This is a genomic window from Luteibacter sp. KNZ12-1A, from assembly GCF_056755675.1.
This window is the reverse complement of record NZ_JBPGXU010000068.1, coordinates 1-20,875: the sequence shown is the minus strand read 5'-3', so window position 1 is coordinate 20,875 and position 20,875 is coordinate 1. Positions and strand designations below refer to the sequence as shown.

Sequence of the window (20,875 nt, the reverse complement as noted above, 5' to 3'; positions counted from 1 at the left end):
GGTCTCGTGGGCTCGGAGATGTGTATAAGAGACAGAGGTTACGGCGAGCACCCATCGCCGACAGGGTCGGCTCCCACCCGCTCTTGGGGTTCACCACTCTCTGGGTCCACCACTCTCGGTTTCTACATTCCCGGTTCCACGCTCCAGGCATCCATACCTTCGGCTTTCGCACGGGCGAGGCCACGGCGTTCCAGGTGGAGATAGGCGACCCAGGCGGCCAGTCCAAGCAGGCAGAGCGACATGGCGCCCAGGCCGAGAGTCAGCATGCCGCCCGAGAGCGCCGGCGAGAGCACACCCGCTACCAGTGCCGTCAGGATCAGGCTGCCGAAGGCCTGCACCGATGACACGCCGCCGCGTTGCTCGGGAAAACGGTCGAGCAGGAGCAGGGTCAGCGTGGGGAAGGCAAGCTGCACCCCGCAGCCGTAGAGCATCAGCGGTACCGTCGACCATGGCACGCGCGGCGCATCGAGCGTCAAGGCGAAAGCCAGGTTGATGGCGCACGAAGAGAGCATCGCGGCATAACCCCACGCGACGGTGCGCGCCGCGCTCACCTGCCCCGCCACCCGCCCGGAAATGAAGGCTCCCGTGACCATGCCCGTCACCACCGGCACGAACAGCCAGGGAAATCCGTCCGCGCCCAGGTGGAGCAGGTCACGGATCACGCGCGGCGCCGAGGCGATATAGAGGAACAGGCCGGCGAAATTGACCGAACTCGCGAGCGCCAGTGGCCAGAACGGCAGGTCGCGGGCGATGCGCAGGTAGCCAGCAAGCAGCGGCCGCGGACGAAACACCGTGCGCCGCTCCCCCGGGTGCGATTCCACCAGGAAATACGCGACGCCCAGGGTCAGCGCCGTCGTGAACGCCGACAAGGCCCAGAAGATGCCGCGCCAGCCGTCGATGCCGAGCAGCCAGGCACCCACGATCGGGGCGATCGCCGGCGCGACGCCGAAGATCATCATCACCTTCGACATCATCCGCTGCGCTTCCTCGCCGTGCATCGTGTCGCGGACCACGGCGCGGCCCACCACGATGCCGGCGCCGCCGCACATGCCCTGCAACACGCGGCAGCCCAGGAGGAAGGTGAAACCCGGGGCCAGCGCGGCACCCACCGAGGCAACGGTGTAGATGGCCATGGCCGTGACGATCACGGGCTTGCGTCCATAGGCGTCGGACAGCGCGCCGTGGAACAGGCTCATCACGGCATACGCGAGCAGGTACACGCTGAGCAACTGCTGCAAGGCGACGTCGCCCACGCCGAAGTCGCGGCCGATGTCCGGAAAGCCCGGAAAGATGGCGTCGATCGAGAACGGCCCGATCATCGACAGGGCCGCGAGCAATAACGGCAGATGGCGACGCGGATCGCGGGTCGCGGAGGACATGGTCCTGCAAGGCCGTGCGGGGAAGTCTTGCGAGTATAGCGGCAAGAGGTCGGACCCTCGCCGTGGGGCGGGCGAAGGCCCATAATCGATCCATCGATCTCCATCGGGGGTAACGTGGGTTACACCGGTTTCCTGGCCGTCGGGATAGGCGGCATGCTGGGCTGCTGGCTGCGTTGGTGGCTGGCCGTCGTATTCAACCCCCTGTTCCCCACGCTTCCGTTGGGGACCCTGGCCGCCAACCTGCTCGGCGGCTTCCTCATGGGCCTGACCCTCGGCGTGTTCGACCATTTCCAGACGCTGCCCGTCGAGGCGCGCCTGCTGGTCGCCACCGGATTTCTCGGCGGCCTCACGACTTTTTCGACGTTCTCGGCCGAAACTACCGCCCTGCTGCTGCGCCAGCAATACGGTTGGTTCGCCGCGCATGTCGGACTCAACCTCGTCGGTTCGATCCTCATGACGATCGCCGGCCTGGGCATCGCACGCGGAGTATTGAAACACTTCTAACCAGCGCCACGCCGCGCGGGGCGGCGAGAGGGTCACCAGGGAATCAATCAATCGATGAACCACGATTCTTCTTCTCTCAAGGCACGTGCACAGGATCTCCTCGAACACGCGGGGGTCACCATCGGCGGCGACCGCCCCACCGACATCGCGATCCACGACGAGCGCACCTACGCCCGCGTCTTCGCCCACGGCTCGCTCGGACTCGGCGAGTCGTACATGGACGGCTGGTGGGATGTCGCCGACATGTCCGGTTTCTTCACACGCGTACTGTCGTCGCACCTCGACGACTCGTTGCGCACGCTCGACACGCTGATCGCCCACCTCAAGGCGCGCTTCCTCAACCTCCAGCGCGGCGAGCACGCCTGGGAGGTCGGCCGCCAGCACTACGACCTGGGCAACGACCTGTTCGAGGCCATGCTCGGCAAGCGGCTGGTGTACTCCTGCGGCTACTGGGCCCAGGCGGACAACCTCGACGACGCGCAGGAAGCCAAGCTCGACCTGATCTGCCGCAAGCTCCAGCTGAAACCCGGCCAGCGCATCCTCGACATCGGCTGCGGCTGGGGCGAGGCACTGAAGTTCGCGGCGGAACGCTACGGCGTGAGCGGCGTCGGCGTCACCATATCGAAGGAGCAGGCGGAATACGCCCGCGCGCTGTGCGAGGGCCTGCCGGTGGAAATACGCCTGCAGGATTACCGCGAGCTCGACGAGCGCTTCGACGCCATCCTTTCCGTCGGCATGTTCGAGCACGTCGGCGGCAAGAACTACAGGACCTGGTTCGAGGTGGCCCGGCGTTGCCTGCGAGCGGATGGCCTCGCGCTGCTGCACAGCATCGGCAGCAACGGCGCGCCGGGACGGCCCGACCCATGGATCGAGAAATACATCTTCCCCAACTCGGTGATCCCGGCGATGAGCCAGGTCTCCGCCGCGCTGGAAGGCCTGTTCGTGGTCGAGGACTGGCACAACTTCGGCGCCGATTACGACCGTACCCTGATGGCGTGGACGGCCAACTTCGAGGCGGCATGGCCACGGCTTTCGGCCAGTTACGACGAACGCTTCCGGCGCATGTGGCGCTTCTACCTGGGCTGCTCGGCCGGTGTGTTCCGCAGCCGCCGCGACCAGTTGTGGCAGCTCACCCTGTCGCCACAGGGCGTGCGGGGCGGGTACCGGGTCCCGCGCTGACGTCCCCATGACTTCCCGCGCCTTAGGGTCGGGGCATGAACCCACAAGGCGTCGCCCGCGACGAGGTCGTGGAAACCGATGTCCCCGCGCGGCTCGACCGGCTGCGCTGGGGGCGCTTCCATACCCTCGTCGTCGTGGCGCTGGGGATCACCTGGGTACTGGACGGCCTCGAGGTCACCATCACCGGCTCGATCGCCGGCGCCCTGAAATCGAGCCCCGTGCTCCACCTCACCGACATGCAGGTCGGCCTCGCGGCCAGCCTCTACCTGGTGGGTGCGGTCGCCGGCGCCTTGTTCTTCGGATGGCTTACCGACCGGCTGGGCCGGAAGAAACTGTTCACCGTGACGCTGGGCCTCTACCTCGCCGCCACCGCGGCCACGGCGCTCTCCCCGGACTTCCTGACCTTCGCCCTCTTCCGCCTGCTCACCGGTGCCGGCATCGGCGGCGAGTACGCCGCGATCAACTCGGCGATCCAGGAACTGATTCCCGCGCGTTACCGTGGCCATACCGACCTGGTGATCAACGGCAGCTTCTGGCTCGGCGCGGCCGCCGGCGCCCTGGGCGCGGTCGTCCTGCTGGACTCGGGCTGGGTGTCGGCGGAAATCGGCTGGCGGCTCACCTTCGGCCTGGGCGCCGTGCTCGGGCTCGGCATCCTCCTGCTCCGCCACTGGATACCGGAGAGCCCACGCTGGCTGATGCTGAGGGGACGCATCGGCGAGGCGGAAGCGATCGTCGCCGAGATCGAGCGACGCATGGGCGTCGCGCCGCCGGACCGTCCGCTGGCGAGGCTGCGGCTGCGGCCGCACGGGCTGACCATGGCCGACGTCGCCTCCACGCTGTTTCGCCTGTACCCGAAACGTACCGTGCTCGGGCTGGTCCTGATGGCGACCCAGGCCTTCTTCTATAACGCGATCTTCTTCACCTACGCGCTGGTGCTCGGCCGCTTCTACGGTGTCGCCGATGCGGACGTCGGGCTCTACCTGCTGCCCTTCGCGGCGGGCAACTTCCTCGGGCCGCTGCTGCTCGGGAGGTTGTTCGACAGCGTGGGCCGCCGCCCGATGATCGCCATCACCTACACGCTGTCCGGCCTGCTGTTGTTCGCCACCGCGTGGCTTTTCGTGCACGGCATGCTCGATGCGCGCAGCCAGACGGTGGCCTGGAGCGTCGTGTTCTTTTTCGCCTCGGCGGCGGCCAGCTCCGCCTACCTGACGGTAAGCGAGAGTTTCCCGCTGGAACTGCGGGCCTTGGCCATCGCCCTGTTCTACGCCTTCGGCACGGCGCTGGGCGGCGTCGTGGGCCCATGGCTGTTCGGCAGCCTGATCGGCACGGGCGAGCGGGCGGCCATCGGCTGGGGCTATGCCCTCGGTGCCTTCCTCATGCTGGTCGGCGCGGCCGCGGCGGTCCTGCTCGGAATCGCGGCCGAACGCCGTTCGCTGGAAGACGTCGCCGCGCCGCTCGGGCGCGCCGACGACTAGTTGGGGACGCGGACAGCACTTTCCCCGCCGTACCGGTAAAATGCCTACCTAACCCATCCAGTCAGTCCACCAGGGGAATACAGGGCGTGCAGCAGCGTAACTTCGAGGTATCGGTGGTCCAGCCGGGCGGAAAGGTCGCCATCGAGATCGAGTTCAACGAAAAGGTGCACGGCCTGTCCGGCGACACCGTGTGGCTGTCGCTCGAGGACGATACGAGCCTGGAAGACGCCGAGGCGCTGCGCGCGCTGCTAGAGCGGATCGGTCACCGCATCACGGTGACGAACGTACGCTCCTGACCGGCGTGGCGGTGTCCTTCACGGCCACCGCCAGGGGAACCACGTTCGGCGATAGCCGATGGTTCACGCCGTGCACCTTGCCGCAACCCAGGCAATGCCGGGTCATGCCCAGCCCGTGTCGCGCCGCGCGCGGCACGCCGAGCAGGCAACCGCACACATAGCACCCGGCGATGGCGCCCCGCTCCCACAGGCGAAGACGCACGGTCTGCACCGCGGCGACGCTCAGCGCGACCGCGAGGCCGCCCGCGAAGGTCCAGCCCGGCAGGTTCGAGTAGAGGGAAAGGGTGCCGAATTCGCCCGGTAACTGCTGCGCCGCCTTCAGGCCGGCGGCGGCGAGTGCGCCACCGGCCAGGGCGAGCGCACCCGGCAGGTAGGCCCGAAAATACATGCGTCCCGCGTACGACATGGCACTCCCCTTCCCCAGCCGGATCCTCCCGGCTGGGCCAGAGTGTCGGTACGAGGGTCTACCGATCGTGAACGGCGGGGATCAGCCCTGCGCCACCTCGCCGAACGAGGGCGGACGATCGGCCATGGCCTTGCCGAAGGATTCGTTCGGCGTCTCGCCCATGACGAAGCTCAGCGTACCGCCGGCGGCCAGTTCCTTGTGCGGGATCCAGCTCTTCGTCCACGGCTTGCCGTTCCAGCTCACCGACTGGATGTACGGGCGGCCGGGGCCGTTGTCCTTCGCCTCGATGACCAGTACCCGGCCCCCACCGACCTGCACTTCCGCGCGGTCGAGCAGCGGGCTGCCGAAAACGTAGTTCGTGCTGACCGGGTCGACGGCGTACAGGCCCATGGCGCTCATCACGTACCAGGCGCTCATCTGGCCGCAATCCTCGTTGCCGGGAAGGCCGTCGGGCTCGGGCAGGTACATGGTCTCGAGCAGCATGCGCACGCGCGCCTGCGTCTTGTGGTGGGCACCCGTGTACGCGTAGAGATAAGGCATGTGATGCCCTGGCTCGTTGCCGAAGGCGTACTGGCCGACCATGCCGGCGATGTCCGGCGGCGCGTTGTCCGGCAGGGTCGGGTCGGCATTGAACAAGGCGTCGAGCTTCTTCTCGAAGCCTTCCTCGCCACCGAACAGGCCCATGTAGTTGTACACGTCGTGCTGGTTGAGGAAGGTGGCCTGCCACGCGTTCGATTCGGTGAAATCGCGCCACCGGTTCGAATGGCCGATGGCGATCGGATCGAAGGGCTGCAGCCAGGTACCGTCCTCGGCGCGCGGGCGCATGAACTGCGTGTCCTTGTCGAACACGTTGCGGTAGTTCTGCGAGCGCTTGCGCAGCAACGACGCGTCGTCGGCATGACCGAGCGCTTCGGCCATGTGCGCCACCGCCCAGTCGTCATAGGCGTATTCGAGCGTCTTGCTGACCGCCTCGCCTTCCTTCTCGCTGGGGATGTAGCCGAGCTTGCGGTAGTACGGCAGGCCGAAGTAGTCGTCCTGCATGGCGCGGCGGCGGAACACCGGCCACGCCTTCATGTAGTCGATGCCGGTGAAGCCCTTGGCCTGCGCCTCGGCCAGCACCACGGCGGAGTGGTAGCCGATCATGCAGACCGTCTCCACGCCTTGCAGAGGCCATACCGGCGCGCCACTGGGGCTTTCCACGGCAAGACGGACGAGTCCGTCGACCAGGTCGGGCACGCGCTCGGACTGGTACAGGGTGAACAAGGGATGCTCGGCGCGATAGGTATCCCACAGCGAGTAGGTGCTGTAGTTGTGCCGGTCCTCGGGCAGCGTGTGCACCGCGCGGTCCATGCCGCGGTAACGGCCGTCGATGTCGCTGAACACCGTGGGCGCGAGCATCGTGTGGTACAGCGAGCTGTAGAACGTGCGCTTCACCTTGTCCGAGGAGGAGGCGATGCGGATCTTCGACAGTTCGCGTTCCCACTCCGCCTCGGCCGAGGCACGCACGCCGTCGAAATCCCAGCCCGGGATCTCGCCTTCGAGGTTGCGCATGGCGCCATCGATATCCACGCCGGAAATGCCGACCTTCACCAGCAGCGGCTCGCTCGACGCCTTGTCGAAGTGCAGGGCCGCCTTGAGATGGTCGCCCTTGACCGTGGTCGTTCCCTTCGGCGCCGGCTTGTCGTTCTCGTAAAGCGTGGCGCTGGCGATCGGCCGCGACACCTTCATGGCGAAGTAGATGACACGCCCGCTCGCCCACTGGTACACCCGCCGGCCACCGACGATCGTGTCGTTGCCGACCACGGTGAGTTCCACGTCGCTCAGACGGGTCGGCTTGTCCATGTCGTCCTGGTAGCCGTGAGTCATGTCCAGCAGCAGGTGGGCGTCGCCGTCCTTGCCGAAGGTGTAGCGGTGCATGCCCGCGCGCAGCGTAGCCGTGAGTTCGGCGAGGATGTCGTGCTGGGTGAGCTTCACCCGGTAGTAGCCCGGGTGCGCCGCTTCGCTCGTGTAATGCGAACGGTAGCCCTTCACGCCCGTCTTGTAGCCCTTGGCCGGCTTGCCGTCGCCCTGGCGTTTCGCGTCGAAACGGGACGTGTAGTTCACGCCGTCGAAATCGCGATCACCCGGCTGCAGGCGCACCGGCCCCATCGAAGGCATCACCAGGAAATCGAGCATGTCGGCGGCACCGGTGCCGGACAGGTGCGTGTGCGAGAAGCCCATGATCGAGCCATCGCCCTGGTGATAGCCGGACGAGGCGTCCCACTGCGCGTTGTATGTGTCCGGGCTCAGCTGGACCATGCCGAACGGCCGCGTCGCACCCGGAAAGGTGTGACCGTGGCCGCCCGTGCCGACGAAGACGTCGACGTAACGCAAGACGCCTTCCGCAGCGGTGCCGCCGCTGGCGGAGGACGCGTCCAGGCCTTCTTGCACGCCACTGGCCAGCGCGGTGAGGGAACCGACCTGACCCAGTGCCGTGAAGGCGGCCATTCCTTGCAGAAAACGTCGACGGGTAACCATGAATCGCTCCAGTTCGGGCGGCGCGTCAGACGCGCCGCAGGGAATCGGGTTGCTTGTCGGCGAGATGGACCACCAGCTCGCCGAACAAGGTATTGGCCCAGGCGAACCACGAGCGGGTGAATTGCTTCGGGTCGTCCTGGTCGAACGCTTCGTGCATGAAGCCGGTACCGGCGTGGGTCGTCTTCAGCCAGTGCAGGCACTGGCGGATCTCGGCCGTATCGTCGGTGGTGAAGGCTTTCATCATGATCGACATCGGCCAGATCATGCGCAGGCCCTCGTGCGGACCGCCGACGCCCTCACCGGCCGTGCCCTTGAAGAAGTACGGATTCGCCGTGCTCCAGACCTGCGCGCGCGTGCGCTCGTAGCGGGCGTCCCGGCCCGTGCACTCCAGGTAGGGCAATGCGAGCAGGCTCGGCACGTTGGCGTCGTCCATGAACAGCTGGTTGCCATAGCCGTCCACTTCGTAGGCCCAATAATCGCCATGCTCGCCCTGGATCGTGCCGTACTTCTCCACGGCACCGGCAATCTCGTCGGCCAGCGCATGGCACTCGCTCGCGAAGGACTGGTCGCCGAAGAAGGTGCCATGCATCTGCGCGAGGCGGCGCAGCGTCACCACGGCGAAGAGGTTGCCGGGGATATTGAACGGATACAGCGTGGCGTCGTCCGAAGGACGGAACATCGCGTGGATCATGCCCACGGGCCGCGTAGGCTGGCCGTAGCCGTGGAGGAACTGGCTTTCGGTCGGATTCGGCGACGGCCGCTGGAACTGGTAAGGACCGGTGCCGTCCTTGCGCTGCTGTGCGCGGAAGGTGGCGACGATGAGCCGCGTCGCGGCGCGCCAGGACTCGTCGAAAGGTTCGCGGTCGCCCGTGGCCTGCCAGTAGCCGTGCGCGAGGCGCACCGGGTAGCACAGCGAGTCGATCTCCCACTTACGTTCGGCCACCCCCGGCCGCATGTCGGTCTGGTCGGCCTGCGCCCATTCCAGCTTGCTCTTGCCCTTGGGGTCGGGCAGGAAGGCGTTCGCGTAGGGGTCGATCGAGATGCAGCGCGACTGGCGGCGGATCAGCCCGCGGAACAGCTTGCGCAGGGCTTCATCCTTCGCCACCAACGGAAGGTAGGGCCACACCTGGGCCGAGGAATCGCGCAACCACATCGCGTCGATGTCGCCGGTGACGACGAAGGTGTCCTCGTAGCCATCGAGGCGACCGACTTCCACCGTGGTATCGAGCGTGTTCGGGAAGCAGTTCTCGAACAGCCAGGCCAGTTCGGGATCGGCGATCTTCTTCTTCGTCGAGGCGATCAGGCTCTCCACCGCCTCGCTGGTGAACTTGCGCTTGCCCACGGGTGGACGCTTGCTCGGGAAGCGCGAGGCGGCGAAGGCGACCGTGCCTACTCCACCGACCGCCGCCGCGCCAGGCACGAGCGACAGCCACTTGATCAGGTTGCGGCGGCTTGGGTTCACGGCTTGGTCTCCTTCAGGGCATCCACGAGCGAACGTATCGTGACCGCGCGACGAAGCGCGTCGATGTCGACCTTGCCATCGACGGTGATCTCGACGCTCTCGCCCGGCAGAAGATCGAACGCATTGTTCGACAAGCGCACGTCGAGGTCGCCGGTATCGATCCACACCGCACGGGCGAGACGCTTCGCGCTCACGCTCAGCAGCGGTCCCCGTGCCCCGGCGCGAACCGCGATGTCGAGCCCTGGTTGCGCCGGCAACGCCAGCATGCGTGCCGCGCCGAAATACAGCAGGTGATGCGCGGCGACCTTGCCTTGCTCCATCAGGTCGAACGACACCACGGTATGCCGCGGATCGGCCCCCTTGAGCAGGGCGGCGTCATCGAGACTGGCGACCGGCGTGCTGGACAGCGCGGCGGCCTTCACGGGTGTGTTCTCTTCGCGCAACAGCTTGCCGCCCATGTCGTAGACACGAGTACGCAGCGTGGCGTCGAACGCATCGGTGCGGTCGGACACGGCGAAGACATCCGTCTTGCCGTCCCTGCGCAGCGGTACCACGTCCACCGGCGCGTAGAAGCGCTTGGCGTGGAACTGCAAGGCTTTCCAGCGATTGAAGTAGTCGACGCTGGCCCACGACGCGCCGGGCCATACGTCGTTGAGTTGCCAGTACAGCGTGCCCATGTTGCGCGGGCGCGCGCTGCGCAGGTGCTCGGCGGCCAGCTCGATGCCTTCGGCCTGCATCACCTGGCTCAGGTACACGAACGAGGGGAAGTCCTTCGGTTCGCCGTATTCCTGGCGGATGTACAGCAGCAGGCGCTGGTTGCCGTCACCGTTCGCGAACTTCTGGTGCGCCCGCATCACCTTCGACTCGGGCTGCATGTCGTCCGCCTGGGCGAAGGCCTTGATCGTGGCCATCACGGGGAACGATTGCAGGCCGTACTCGGACTGGAAGCGAGGCGTGATATCGAGGTAGTGGGAGATCGGTTCGGAGCCGGACCAGACCTTCCAGTAATGGACGTCGCCGTCGTTCTCGACGTTGGCGGGGCCCTCGAAATCGGTGCTCGGCGAGCTGGCCCAGTAAGGCGTGCCCGGCGACAGCTCGTTCACCACCTTGCGCAAGGTGCCGCCGAAGAGCTCGCGCATGCCGTCGTCGATCCGCTTGACCTCGTCGGCGTTGACGAACTTGCGGAAATCCTCGCGATCCGGCCAGTCGTCCCAGCCGGTCTGCACTTCGTTGTTACCCGCCCACAACACGATCGACGGATGGTCGCGCAGACGCGTGACCTGCTCCAGCGCCTCGATACGCGTGTTCTCGCGGAAGGCGTCGTCATACGGCGTGATCGCGCCACCGAACATGAAGTCCTGCCAGATCATCAGGCCGAGCCGGTCCGCCATCGCATAGAAGGCGTCGTCCTGGTACGTGCCGCCGCCCCACATGCGCAACATGTTCATGTTGGCGTCGTGCGCCGACTGCAGGATCGCCTGCATGCGTTCGGGCGTCACGCGGGAAGGAAAGCTGTCGAACGGGATGAGGTTGGCGCCCTTGGCGAAGATCGGCACGCCATTGACCACGAAGGCGAAGCCCCTGCCCCACTGATCCTTCTCGCGGCGCAGCTCCACGCTGCGCAGGCCGGTTTCGCGCTCCGCCTCGGCGACGGTCGCGCCATCGACGGCGACAGCCGCATGGAAACGGTAGAGGTTGGGCTCGCCGTAGCCCACCGGCCACCAGCGCTGCGGACGGTCGATGGCCACCGGCACGGCGACATGGTTCTCGCCGGCTTTCAGCGCGACATCCCGCGTCTGTTCACCATGGCGGCCATCGGGCGCGGTCCACTCGACCTTCACCGTGGCTCGCCCGGCCTTGTCCGCGCGGACATCGAGCTGCGCCTGCAGGTCGGCCGTGGCCTCGTCCACCTTCGCCTGTGCAATATGCAGGTCGGCCACGCGCCATCCGTCCCAGCTTTCCAGCCGGACCGGGCGCCAGATACCCATGGTGACGTAGCGCGGACCCCAATCCCAGCCGTACTGATAGTTCGCCTTGCGAACATAGTTGGAGGTCTGCTTGCCCTTGGGCTCGTCGCCGAACGCCGAGTCGAACTCACCCGGCAACGAGTACGGCTGCTTCATCAGCCAGGGCTGGAGCCGTGCGATCGGGGATTGGAAATGCACCTGCAACGTATTGGTGCCGGCGTGCAGGCTGCCCTTCACCGGCAGGCGCCAGCGGCGGAACATGTTGTCCGCCGCGAGCAGTTTCCTGCCGTTGAGGCTGACCTCGGCGAACGTGTCGAGGCCGTCGAAAACGAGATCGACGTGGTCGCGCTTCAGCGCGGCCGCGTCGAGTTGGAAATCCAGCTGGTAATCCCAGTCGGTGAGGCCGATCCATTGCAGGCCGGCCTCGTTGTCGCGCCAGAACGGATCACCGATCCGCCCCAGCGCGAGCAGGTCCGTCTGGACGGCACCCGGCACGACGGCCGGCTGCCAGTCCCTGAAGCGCTCACAGGATCCATTGCAGGACATGGCTCGCGCGTGCTGGTCCTCCGCCCCGGGAGCGAGGCGGAACCGCCAGCCGGCGGAGAGGTCTTTCTCCACCGGCGTGGCCGCGCCGGCGACGCCGGCGATGAGCCAGGCCGCCAACGCCAGCGACGCGCGGCGCATCACAGCTTGAAGCCCAGCGTCATCATGTACGTGCGGCCGTTCTTGTAGGCATTGAGCGGCTGGCTCGGCGTGTTGTTGTAGACGAAGTACGTCTCGTCCAGCAGGTTGGTGGCGTCGAGCGACACGCGGATGTGTTCGTTCACCTGGTAACCCACCGAAGCATCGAGTTCACGGAAGATGCCCGTGATCTGCTGCGACTGCAACTGGGCGATCGAGGTGAAGTACGAGGAACGCCAGCTATAGGTCACGCGGGCGCTCCACGGGCCCTGCTCGTAGAACGGCGACAGGTTGAACGAGTTCTTCGAGTTGTACGGCAACGGGAAATCGTTGCTGGTGTCCGCGTCGGAGTAGGTGTAATTGGCGAGGAGCCCGAAGCCGTAGCGGAAATTCTGCTGGTAGCTGAGCGATGCGCCCTTCACCTTGGCCACGCCGGCGTTGATCGGCACCTGCATCTGGTACACGTCGTCACGCAGGTTGGTCAGGTTGTAATGCGTCTCGGCGACATTGGTGTTGAGGATGTAGCCGGAGATGCGACGGAAGAACAGTTCCGCGGCGAGCACGCTGTTTTCCGAGAAGTACCACTCGGCCGACGCGCCGTAGTTGGTCGACTTGTACGGGCCCAGGTCGGTGTTGCCACGCGAGCCGGTCAACGTGCGGTCGTCCAGCGCGACATACGGCGTCATCTGCTGGTAGCGCGGGCGGGCGATGGTCTTCGCCGCGGCGAAGCGCAGGGTCAGGTTGTCGGCCGCGTCGTAGGCGATGTTGAACGAGGGCAACCAGTCGTGGTACGTGCTGCGCTTGTTCACGGCGCCATAGACGTCCGGGCCGATCGCGTTGTAGCCATTCACGGTATCGCGGGTGCGGAAGTAGCGCACGCCAAGGTTGCCGCGATAGTCGTCACCGGCGAAGTCGCCCTGGATGTAGAACGCGCGGTTCTGCTCGGCGACGCTGTAGGTGGCCTTCGGATCGAGCGACACCGTGCCATTCTTCAGGCTCTGCACATAGGCCTTCATCAGGCCCGGGTCGATCGTGGTCCAGTTGCCCATGTTGCCGGAGGAGCTCAGGCCGTCGAGGTAGCCGCTGGGCGTGCCGCCGTCGGCGAAGTCGGCCAGCGAGACGCCGCTGCCGTCCTGGCTGGGCAGGCGCGCCGCGTAGGCGTCCTGGCCGTCCAGGTGATTGGTGGCCTTGATGCCGACCTCGATCTGGTTCAGCGGGCCCCAGCTGACGTCGTGGGCGAAGTCAGCCTGGAAGTAACGCTCGCGGTCGTAGCTCGGCGCGTAGCTGTAGCCGGCGCCATGGGCGAGCATCGCGGAGGCATCGTCCGCGCTGTTGTAGTTGATCTGCGGATGCTGGCCCTTGAGGTTCCAGTCGAAGCCGCCGAAGCCCTGGAACTGCATGTTCCAGATGCCGTCGGAACCGCCCGTGGAACCGGTGTAGCCGATCTGGCTCGACGCGGTCCAGCCGTCACCGAACCAGTCGGCGCGCAGCTGGGCGACGCCGGTGTTCACGGTCGAGTCGCGCTCGTAGCCGTCGAGGTAGGTCGAGGTGTTGGCGTTGTAGCTGCCGCTGGTGGCGACGCCGTTGTTGAAGCCCAGCGCGGTGGCGTTGGCGGCCGAACCCGACCACTCGCCGTAGTGGCTCTGGTTGAAGTTGTTGAACTTCTCGGTGACGTACAGGCCGGTGAAGTTCAGTTCGAACGCGTCGTTCGGCTTCCACTGCAGGCCGGTCGACACGCCGTCGCGCGTGCGGCGCTGCTGGAACCAGGCGGTGTTGATCGCGGTGGGATAGACGCCCTTGGCGTCGGCCGGGACCACGGACGGATTGAACTGGTGGTCCGGGTTGGTGTCGGTGGGATCGTTCACGCGCTGGTAGCCGAAGATCTCGGTGCCCTGGCGGTCGATGATCCGGTCCGAATGCATCAGCGAGCCGATCACGCCGAAGGTGCTGTCCTTGTTCTTCCAGCTATACAGCACCGAAGCGTTCGGCTTGCCCTTGTCGGCGCGGTCGTTATAGCCATAGCTGACGCTGCCGGTGAGCGTGTTCGCGGGCAGGTCGAGCGGACGGCGCGTGTTGACGATGACCGTGCCGCCGATGCTGCCTTCATCGATGTTCGCCTGCGGGGTCTTGTAGACCTGGGCGTTACCGATGATTTCCGAGGCGAGCAGGCTGTAGTTGAACGAACGGCTGTCCGGGTTGTTCGGGTCCGAGGTCCAGTTCGTCGAGGCCACGGTCTGGCCGTTGAGCATCAGGCGGTTCAGCGCCGGATCGGTGCCCAGGATGCTGACCTTGTCGCCTTCGCCGAAGTTGCGATCGACGCTGAGGCCCGGCAGGTGGGAAAGCGACTCGGCCACATTGGTGTCGGGGAACTTGCCCACGTCTTCGGCGGAAATCGCGTCGACGATCGAATCGGCGTTGCGCTTCAGGTCGAGCGACTTCTGCAGGCTGGCGCGGATACCCGTGACCGTGATGCCGTTGAGATTCGCGGCATCCTGGACGTTCGCCTCCGAACCCGGCGCCGCGGCCGGCTCGTTCTTCTTCGCCGTCGCGGCGGCGGGAGCGGGGGTCGCCGCGTCCTGCGCCATGGCGCTACCCGTGGCGAACAGGCCAGCCATGATGGCCATGGATAGCGTGCTGATTCGGTGGTTCACATCGATCTCCTGGAAATGATCACAGTCAAGGAGACGACGCTCGCGCATCCGCCCCCCTTCCCTGCGTGGTGTCTTCTTCGGAACGAACGCCACCGCGCAGGCCGAGGCCCGCGTTCGCTACCGTTCGTTCCATTGGATTTTTGGTTTCTTGCCCTGCGCCCTACCGCGATCGCCGTACATGGCCGGCACGGCCCGCTTGCGTCGTCGTCGCTATTGCAGTGGTGTGACTGAGCGGATTTTTAGGGGCCGCTGACAACGTTGTCAACCGATTTTTAACTCGATCTAAAGACGGCAGGTTTGACGTAAATCATTGTCATAAATAGAAATAATAAAATCGAAGAAATAGTGCAGTGCGGAAATTCTCCGGCACGATTTGGATCGATCCATGGAAGCGCCATACACGTGACGATCAACCGTAAGTGGCTTTTCCACCAAGGCTTTTTGCCGCATAGCTGCGAACGCCAAACGCCATGCCGTGCAAACCGGCGGCTTTGCTGCGATGCAGCGCGAAAATCGCAGGTTCGGCCGTTGTTTTCCTGGCTGTGCGGAGGGAACGGCCGACCACACGCACGAGAGAAACGCCCTGCCATCCCTCGATAGAGGTAGCAGGCCCCATGGGGCTGAAATGCCTCCGCCAGCGGTCGGTACCGGCCGGTCGTGGGAGCCACCTGACTGTGGAAGCCGCTTCAGCGGCGATGGGTGCTTGCCGCAAACCTGGCCAGCTGCCGCGGGATCGCCGCTGAAGCGGCTCCCACAATTTTCTTGTGGGAGCTCGGGACTCGCGCTATTTCTTGCGCGGACCCTTTCCGCGAGTCGTCGAAGCACGCTTGGTCGGTGCGCGCTTGGTGGATGCCGTAGCCGTTCTCTTGGCCGGAGCTTTCTTGGCCGCCGTTTTCCTGGCAACCGATTTCGTCGCCGTCGACTTGCGCGCCGGAGCGGCCTTTTTCACCGAGGTGCTACGCAAGGTCTTCGTGGCGGCGGCCTTTTGCACGGCCTTGCGGCGCTCCGGCGATTTCTGCGCGGGCGAAGGCGCGTCCACCTTGGGCTTCGCCGTGCGCCTCGCGTTGAGTTCGTTCGCCGAATTCAGCGGACGCCACGACCGTCCACCCAGGGCCAGCAAGGTATCGGCCGAGGCGGGGCCGGCGCTGCCGGACGCGTAGTTCGGGAAATCGGCGGGCGTGCGCTGGGCCCAGTCGTCGAGGATCGGTTGCACCGCGCGCCAGCACGCCTCGACCATGTCGGCCCGCTGGAACAAGGTGGCATCGCCGGTCATGCAGTCGTACAGCAAGGTCTCGTAGCCGACGTTGGGTTCGGCGCGGAACCAGTCGGCGTACTTGAAGTCCATGCGCACGGGCGCGAGTTCGACGCGCGGGCCGGGGCGCTTCACGTCGAACTGCAGCGAGATGCCTTCGTCGGGCTGGATCTGCAACACCAGCCAGTCCGGACCGAACGCGTCCATGCCCGTGCCGCGGAACGGAGCGAACGGCGCGGACTTGAAGCGGATCGCGATCTCCGTGGTGCGCCGGCCCATATGCTTGCCGGTACGCAGGTAAAAAGGCACGCCCGACCAGCGCCAGGTGTCGATCGACAACTTCATGGCGACGAAGGTCTCGGTGACGGAATCAGGCGCCACGTTCGGTTCGTCGCGGTAGGAGATCGCCAGTTCACCGTTCACCGCGCCGGGGCCGTACTGGCCGCGTACGGCGTCCTCGGGCTGGATCGGACGGATCGCCTCGATGGTCTCGGCCTTGCGCGTGCGCACGGCCTCGGCGTCGAACGAGGTCGGCGGCTCCATCGCGACCATCGCCAGCAGCTGGAACAGGTGGTTCGGCACCATGTCGCGCAATGCGCCGGTCTGCTCGTAGAACGAGCCACGACGCTCGACGCCGACCGTCTCGGCCACGGTGATCTGCACGTGGTCGATGCGATCTCGGTTCCAGATGGGCTCGAACAGGCCGTTGGCGAAGCGGAAGGCCATGATGTTCTGCACCGTTTCCTTGCCGAGGAAATGATCGATGCGGTAGATCTGGTCTTCGCGCAGCACCTTGAGGATGCGCTCGTTGAGCGCGTGCGCGGAAGCGAGGTCGTGGCCGAACGGTTTCTCGACGATCACCCTGCGCCAGCACTGGCCATCGGGGCCGCCGTCGTCGACCAGGCCGGCCTCGTGCAGTTTTTCGATCACGTCGCCGAAGAAACGCTCCGGCGTGGCGAGGTAGAACAGCACGTTGCCCTTGGTGCCGCGGCGGCGCTCCGCATCCTTGAGCTTGATCGCGAGGCTCTGGAAAGCGGTGAGGTCGTCGAAGTCGCCGGCGTGGTAGGTCATCTGGCCGCTCAGCCAGTCCCACGCTTCGGCGTCGAGCTTGCCGCCGCTGTTGCCGACGAAACGCTCGAGCGCGGTGGTCAGGCTCTTCTTCCAGGCGTTGTCGGTCATCTTGCCGTGATTGAAGCCGATCACGGAGAAGTTGTCGGACAGCAGGCCGGTGCGGCGCATGTTGTAGAGGGCGGGAACGACAAGGCGGCTGGTGAGGTCACCAGCGGCGCCGAAAATCACGACGGTACACGGGTCGGCCGGGTGAGCGCGTGAGGCGACGCGCTTCGGTTGGGCTTGGCTCATGCACGGACTCCTTGGGGATCGAGGGCTTCGGGGGTGGCGTGGACATCTGCCGTCGCGCTGTAACAATGCGCAAGACTGAAAGCGGCATTAACCAACGCGACGTGTGAAAAGGCTTGTGGGAAATTACCCAGCAGTCGTTTCGACCGTGGATCGTACTCCTCCGCGAGCAGGCCGAGGTCGTTCGCGAGCCCGATGAGGCGCTTGAACAATTCGCGTGCTTCGTCGTAGCGGCCGAGCAATACGTAATTCTCCACCAGCCAGAAGCTGCATGGCAGGAACTCACCCTCTCCCGGGGGCAGGCCGTCCACGCCGCTGCGCGTGTCGTAGCGGCGCACGAAGCCTTCGACAAGCAGGTCTTCCTCGATCGCCCGCACCGTGGCGACGATGCGCGGATCGTCCGGTGGCAGGAAGTCGGTCAGGGTCACCAGGAGCAGGCTGGCATCCAGTTCGGTCGACCCGTACGACTGGGTGAAGCAGCCGCGCGCGGGATCGACGCCCTTGGCCAGGATGTCGGCCTTGATTTCATCCGCGATCGCGCGCCAGCGCCGGGTGAAGCCCGGATCACGACCGTGCCGGTCCTGTTCGGCGGCGCGCTGGAACGCCAGCCAGGCCATCACCTTCGAATGCACGAAATGGCGTGGCTCGCCACGGATTTCCCAGATGCCCTCGTCCGGCTGGCGCCAGATCCCGGCGAGGTGCTCCAGGAACACCGTCTGCACGTCGTCGGCCTCCGGTTGCAGGGTGACCCCATGGCGGATGGCATGGGCGAAGGCGCCGACGAGTTCGCCGAAGATATCCAGCTGGAACTGCGCCGAGGCGGCGTTGCCGATACGTACCGGCTTCGCACCCTCGTAGCCGGCGAGCCAGGGCACCTCGTATTCCTCCAGGCGACGTTCGCCGGCCACGCCATAGAGGACCTGCAACTGGTCCGGCGATCCGGCCACCGCGCGACGCACCCAATCGCGCCACGCACTGGCCTCGTCGTGATAGCCCGCGTTGACCAGGGCCGAAAGCACGAAGGTGGCATCGCGGGCCCAGCAATAGCGGTAGTCCCAGTTGCGCTGGCCACCGAGTTGTTCAGGCAACGACGTGGTGGGCGCCGCGACGATGCCGCCGGTGGGCAGGTAGCTCAGCCCCTTGAGCACCACCAACGAACGGCGGACGATCTCGCTCCACTCGCCGCTGTCGTTGCAGCGGTTCGACCATCCCTCCCAGAACGCGAGCGAATCGCGCAGTTCGGCATGGGGATCGAGCGCGGCGGGCGGTGGCAGGTGCGAAGGACCCCAGGCCATCATGAAGGGAACCGAATCGCCCTTGCCCACGACGAAGCGAGCGATGCTGTGCATGCCCTCGCCTTCCACGGCCACGGGACTGCGCACGACCAGCATGTCCGGGCCCGCGACGGCGGTGAGGGTGGTCTCGTCCAGGCGGCTGACCCAGGGCACGGCGTTGCCGTAGTCGAAGCGGATCGTGAGCACGGCTTCGAAATCCACCCGGCCCTCGATGCCCTCCACGATGCGCGTGACACCCACCTGGTCGCCGGCGAGCGGCATGAAATCGATGACCCTCGCCCGTCCCGTGGCCGTACGCCATTCCGTCTCGAGGACGAGGCTGCCGTCGATGTATCGGCGCGTGCATGCGGCGTCGGGATCGGCCGGAGCGATTCGCCATCGGCCGTTGCCTTCATCGCCGACGAGGGCGGCGAAGCAGGAAGCGGAGTCGAAGCGGGGCAGGCATAACCAGTCGATCGAACCGTTCCGTGCCACCAGTGCGGCGCTTCGGCAATTGCCGAGCATCGCGTAGTCCTCGATCAGGGATGCCATGCTGTCCTCGTCGTTTCGACCGCCAGTCCCCTGACGATAACGAACGGGCCGTTAGGCCGGCGTGTCCACATCAATGCGCGGGGCTGGTCCGCCGTGGCTGTGCCGCCTGGAACATGCTGTGCGCAAGTTCCTGCTCTCCGTAGATCACGTCGCTCGCGCCCAGGCCGTCCAGATGGGCGACGCATTCCACCGAGTGCGCACGCGCCACGATGGGGAGGTCAGGGCGCAGGGCACGCGCGGCGCGAACGATCTGCCCGCCTTCGAAAGGGTCGGGCACGGCGACGATCAACGCCCTGGCACCGGCGAGGTTCGCCTCCGCCAGCACCGGCGCGGCCGCGGCGTTGCCGATCACGATCTCGGCGATGTCCTTTCGACGCAGTTCGCGAACCGCATCCTCGTCGGACTCGATCACCAGCGTTCGCGTCCCGGCGGCATGCAGCTCGTCGAACACACGGCGGCCGACGCGGCCATAACCGACCAGCACCGTATGCCCGGCGATGGCGTCGGGATGATCCTCCGGAGCGTCGGAATCGTGCTTCGCGATCCACCGGTCGAGTGCCACGAAGAGCAGCGGGTTGGCCAGGATGGATACGATGGCCGCGGCCAGCAACACATCGCGCGCCTGTTCGCTCAACAGGCCCAGCGACACGCCGAGGCCGGCGAGGATGAAGGAAAACTCGCCGATCTGCGCGAGGCTGGTCGCGATGGTGAGCGCCGTCTTCGCCGGCCGGCCGAAGGCACGCACGATGGCGAAAGCGGCCACCGACTTGCCCACGATGATGATGAGGCAGGCCGCCAGGACGATCCAGGGGTGTTCGAGCAGGATGCCCGGGTTGAACAACATGCCGATCGACACGAAGAACAACACGGCGAAGGCATCGCGCAGCGGCAGGGTTTCCTCCGCGGCACGCTGGGACAATTTCGACTCGCCCATCATCATGCCGGCGAAGAAGGCGCCGAGTTCGAAGGAGACGTCGAACAGGTGGGCCGCGCCGAACGCGATGCCCAACGCGATGGCGAGCACGGCGAGGCGGAACAGTTCACGCGAGCCGCTGGCCGAGACCGCCTGGAGCGTCCATGGGATCACGCGCTTGCCGACGATGAGCATCAACGCGACGAAGACGACCACCTTGCCGATGGTCCATGCCACCGTCTCCAGCAGGGCGCCCACGTCGGTCGCCGCCCCGCCCTTCTCCGTACCGAGGAACCCGCCGATCGCCGGTAGCAGCACCAGGGCCAACACCATCGCCAGGTCCTCGACGATCAACCAGCCCACCGCGATGCGGCCGCGATCGCTGTCGAGCAGGCGGCGTTCCTCCATCGCGCGCAGCAGGACCACCGTGCTGGCCACCGAGAGCGCGAGGCCGAACACGAAGCCCTGCGCGAGCGGCCAGTCGAGCAACCAGCCCAGCAGCATGCCGAGGCCGGTGGCGACACCCATCTGCACCGCGGCCCCGGGAACGGAGATGGCCTTGACCGAGAGGAGGTCTTTCAGGGAGAAGTGCAGGCCCACGCCGAACATGAGCAGGATGACGCCGAGGTCCGCGAGTTCCTGGGCGATGTGCGCATCGGCGACCCAGCCCGGCGTGAACGGGCCTGCGACCACGCCGGCGACGAGGTAGCCAGCCAGGACAGGCAACCTCAGTCGGTGGGCGATCGCGCCGAAGATGAAGGCGAGAACGAGACCACCGACGATGGTGGCGATAAGCGGCGTGGCGTCGTGCATGGGCGGCTCCCTGAGTCGTCCAGAAAGCAATGGGGGCAAGCGCGGGGCCACGCAAGCGCCACATGAGTGAGACTTGTCTCAACCCACTGCCACCTGCGAGACCGTGCAACTTCCGTTGAGCCACCCGGTGGGGGGGCCCCCCCGGGGGGGGTCCCCCGCCGCGGGGCCCGGGGGGGGGCGCCCCCCCCCACCCCC

General features: G+C 66.3%; 13 protein-coding genes. 4 read left to right on the top strand and 9 right to left on the bottom strand.

The window, feature by feature from the left end; translation table 11 throughout:
* Nucleotides 1–122 precede the first annotated feature (122 nt).
* Nucleotides 123–1,379 carry a multidrug effflux MFS transporter gene (locus ACR9ZJ_RS13570; RefSeq protein ID WP_481288046.1) on the bottom strand — a complete coding sequence of 419 codons (1,257 nt, stop codon included), beginning with the start codon at nucleotides 1,377–1,379 and terminating at the stop codon, nucleotides 123–125.
* A gap of 114 nt (nucleotides 1,380–1,493) precedes the next feature.
* Between ACR9ZJ_RS13570 and crcB the strand changes: the two genes are divergently transcribed.
* From crcB to ACR9ZJ_RS13550, 4 genes are all read left to right on the top strand, one after another.
* The gene (crcB, locus tag ACR9ZJ_RS13565) at nucleotides 1,494–1,883 is read left to right on the top strand and encodes a fluoride efflux transporter CrcB (protein WP_426285430.1); all 390 of its coding nucleotides are present in this window, start codon (nucleotides 1,494–1,496) and stop codon (nucleotides 1,881–1,883) included.
* A 54-nt stretch (nucleotides 1,884–1,937) separates the two neighbouring features.
* The gene (gene cfa, locus ACR9ZJ_RS13560; RefSeq protein WP_481288045.1) at nucleotides 1,938–3,062 is read left to right on the top strand and encodes a cyclopropane fatty acyl phospholipid synthase; all 1,125 of its coding nucleotides are present in this window, start codon (nucleotides 1,938–1,940) and stop codon (nucleotides 3,060–3,062) included.
* 35 nt (nucleotides 3,063–3,097) lie between these two features.
* Nucleotides 3,098–4,537, top strand: coding sequence for an MFS transporter (locus ACR9ZJ_RS13555; RefSeq protein WP_481288044.1), 1,440 nt, complete (start codon nucleotides 3,098–3,100; stop codon nucleotides 4,535–4,537).
* A gap of 86 nt (nucleotides 4,538–4,623) precedes the next feature.
* On the top strand, nucleotides 4,624–4,833 hold the full coding sequence (locus ACR9ZJ_RS13550) for a hypothetical protein (protein ID WP_306849763.1): 210 nt from the start codon (nucleotides 4,624–4,626) through the stop codon (nucleotides 4,831–4,833).
* On the opposite strand, the gene ACR9ZJ_RS13545 is transcribed toward ACR9ZJ_RS13550, so the two are convergent.
* From ACR9ZJ_RS13545 to ybaL, 8 genes are all read right to left on the bottom strand, one after another.
* Nucleotides 4,808–5,239, bottom strand: a complete 432-nt coding sequence (locus tag ACR9ZJ_RS13545; protein ID WP_481279518.1) for a hypothetical protein — start codon at nucleotides 5,237–5,239, stop codon at nucleotides 4,808–4,810. The two genes, ACR9ZJ_RS13550 and ACR9ZJ_RS13545, sit on opposite strands and share 26 nt — an antisense overlap.
* Nucleotides 5,240–5,320: 81 nt before the next feature.
* Nucleotides 5,321–7,756 (bottom strand): GH92 family glycosyl hydrolase, encoded by a 2,436-nt coding sequence (locus ACR9ZJ_RS13540; protein ID WP_481288043.1) that lies wholly within the window; start codon nucleotides 7,754–7,756, stop codon nucleotides 5,321–5,323.
* Nucleotides 7,757–7,781: 25 nt separating this feature from the next.
* Nucleotides 7,782–9,218, bottom strand: a complete 1,437-nt coding sequence (locus tag ACR9ZJ_RS13535; RefSeq protein WP_481279516.1) for a glycoside hydrolase family 125 protein — start codon at nucleotides 9,216–9,218, stop codon at nucleotides 7,782–7,784.
* Nucleotides 9,215–11,869: a beta-mannosidase gene (locus ACR9ZJ_RS13530; RefSeq protein WP_481288042.1), complete on the bottom strand. Its 2,655-nt coding sequence runs from the start codon at nucleotides 11,867–11,869 to the stop codon at nucleotides 9,215–9,217. The genes ACR9ZJ_RS13535 and ACR9ZJ_RS13530 overlap by 4 nt, the downstream gene beginning before the upstream one ends.
* Nucleotides 11,869–14,451, bottom strand: a complete 2,583-nt coding sequence (locus tag ACR9ZJ_RS13525) for a TonB-dependent receptor (protein ID WP_481282667.1) — start codon at nucleotides 14,449–14,451, stop codon at nucleotides 11,869–11,871. The genes ACR9ZJ_RS13530 and ACR9ZJ_RS13525 overlap by 1 nt, the downstream gene beginning before the upstream one ends.
* A gap of 850 nt (nucleotides 14,452–15,301) precedes the next feature.
* Nucleotides 15,302–17,131 (bottom strand): glucose-6-phosphate dehydrogenase, encoded by a 1,830-nt coding sequence (gene zwf / locus ACR9ZJ_RS13520; protein WP_481279514.1) that lies wholly within the window; start codon nucleotides 17,129–17,131, stop codon nucleotides 15,302–15,304.
* Nucleotides 17,128–18,954 (bottom strand): glycoside hydrolase family 15 protein, encoded by a 1,827-nt coding sequence (locus tag ACR9ZJ_RS13515; RefSeq protein ID WP_481288041.1) that lies wholly within the window; start codon nucleotides 18,952–18,954, stop codon nucleotides 17,128–17,130. Before ACR9ZJ_RS13515 ends, zwf begins: the two co-directional genes overlap by 4 nt.
* Before the next feature lie 70 nt (nucleotides 18,955–19,024).
* A complete protein-coding gene (gene ybaL / locus ACR9ZJ_RS13510) occupies nucleotides 19,025–20,680 on the bottom strand; it encodes a YbaL family putative K(+) efflux transporter (protein ID WP_481279512.1) in 1,656 nt (551 codons plus the stop codon).
* Between the last annotated feature and the right edge of the window lie 195 nt (nucleotides 20,681–20,875).